The 1,973-nt window shown below is 50.6% G+C and carries 1 rRNA gene; it reads right to left on the bottom strand.

Annotation, left to right across the window (positions count from 1 at the left end):
- Positions 1 to 1,973: ribosomal RNA gene (locus tag DRW07_RS18205) — 23S ribosomal RNA — on the bottom strand; the annotation flags it as partial.

Genomic DNA, 1,973 nt, shown 5'->3' with positions numbered 1-1,973 from the left:
AGGGGACAACGTTAGAACATCAAACATACAAGGGTGGTATTTCAACGGCGGCTCCATGCATACTGGCGTACACACTTCAAAGCCTCCCACCTATCCTACACATGTAGGGTCAATGTTCAGTGCCAAGCTGTAGTAAAGGTTCACGGGGTCTTTCCGTCTAGGTGCGGGTACACTGCATCTTCACAGCAAGTTCAATTTCACTGAGTCTCGGGTGGAGACAGCGTGGCCATGGTTACACCATTCGTGCAGGTCGGAACTTACCCGACAAGGAATTTCGCTACCTTAGGACCGTTATAGTTACGGCCGCCGTTTACCGGGGCTTCGATCAAGAGCTTCGCTTACGCTAACCCCATCAATTAACCTTCCGGCACCGGGCAGGTGTCACACCCTATACGTCATCTTTCGATTTTGCAGAGTGCTGTGTTTTTAATAAACAGTCCCAGCCACCTGGTCACTGCGACCCCCATCTGCTTACGGAGCAAGTCCTTCACAAACAGGGGCGTACCTTCTCCCGAAGTTACGGTACTATTTTGCCGAGTTCCTTCACCCGAGTTCTCTCAAGCGCCTTAGTATTCTCTACCTGACCACCTGTGTCGGTTTGGGGTACGGTTCATATAATCATAAGTTTAGAAGCTTTTCCTGGAAGCAGGGCATCAACTACTTCAGCTCCGTAGAGCCTCGTCTCGTGTCTCGGCCTTAAGCGCCCGGATTTACCTAAGCACTCAGCCTACACACTTTCACGTGGACAACCAACGCCACGATAGCCTAGCCTTCTCCGTCCCTCCATCACTGATTATACAAGTACGGGAATATTAACCCGTTTCCCATCGACTACGCATTTCTGCCTCGCCTTAGGGGCCGACTTACCCTGCCCTGATTAGCATGGGACAGGAAACCTTGGTCTTCCGGCGTGGGGGTTTTTCACCCCCATTATCGTTACTCATGTCAGCATTCGCACTTGTGATACCTCCAGCATGCTTCTCAACACACCTTCAACAGCTTACACAACGCTCCCCTACCCAGCATACTAGTATGCTGCCGCAGCTTCGGTATATTGCTTAGCCCCGTTACATCTTCCGCGCAGGCCGACTCGACTAGTGAGCTATTACGCTTTCTTTAAAGGATGGCTGCTTCTAAGCCAACCTCCTAGCTGTCTTAGCCTTCCCACATCGTTTCCCACTTAGCAATATTTTGGGACCTTAGCTGGCGGTCTGGGTTGTTTCCCTCTCCACGACGGACGTTAGCACCCGCCGTGTGTCTCCCGGATAGTTCTCATCGGTATTCGGAGTTTGCAAAGGGTTGGTAAGTCGGGATGACCCCCTAGCCTTAACAGTGCTCTACCCCCAATGGAATTCGTCCGAGGCTCTACCTAAATAGATTTCGGGGAGAACCAGCTATCTCCCGGTTTGATTGGCCTTTCACCCCCAGCCACAGGTCATCCCCTGACTTTTCAACGTCAGTGGGTTCGGTCCTCCAGTTGATGTTACTCAACCTTCAACCTGCCCATGGCTAGATCACCGGGTTTCGGGTCTAATCCTGGCAACTAGACGCGCAGTTAACACTCGCTTTCGCTACGGCTCCCCTAAACGGTTAACCTCGCTACCAAAATTAAGTCGCTGACCCATTATACAAAAGGTACGCAGTCACAGAACAAGTCTGCTCCCACTGCTTGTACGTATACGGTTTCAGGTTCTATTTCACTCCCCTCACAGGGGTTCTTTTCGCCTTTCCCTCACGGTACTACTTCACTATCGGTCAGTTAGGAGTATTTAGCCTTGGAGGATGGTCCCCCCATCTTCAGTCAAGATAACACGTGTCCCGACCTACTTAATATGTATCTATTGCAGCTTCGTGTACGAGGCTATCACTCTGTATCGCTAAACTTTCCAGAATATTCCACTACTACAATAAATATCGGCTGTTGCCCGTTCGCTCGCCGCTACTAAGGCAATCTCGGTTGATTTCTTTTCCTA

Origin of the sequence: Paralteromonas sediminis, from assembly GCF_003820355.1 — a bacterium.
In the GTDB taxonomy this organism is placed as follows: Bacteria; Pseudomonadota; Gammaproteobacteria; order Enterobacterales; family Alteromonadaceae; genus Alteromonas_F; species Alteromonas_F sediminis.
This window is presented reverse-complemented; position numbering and strand designations above follow the sequence as displayed.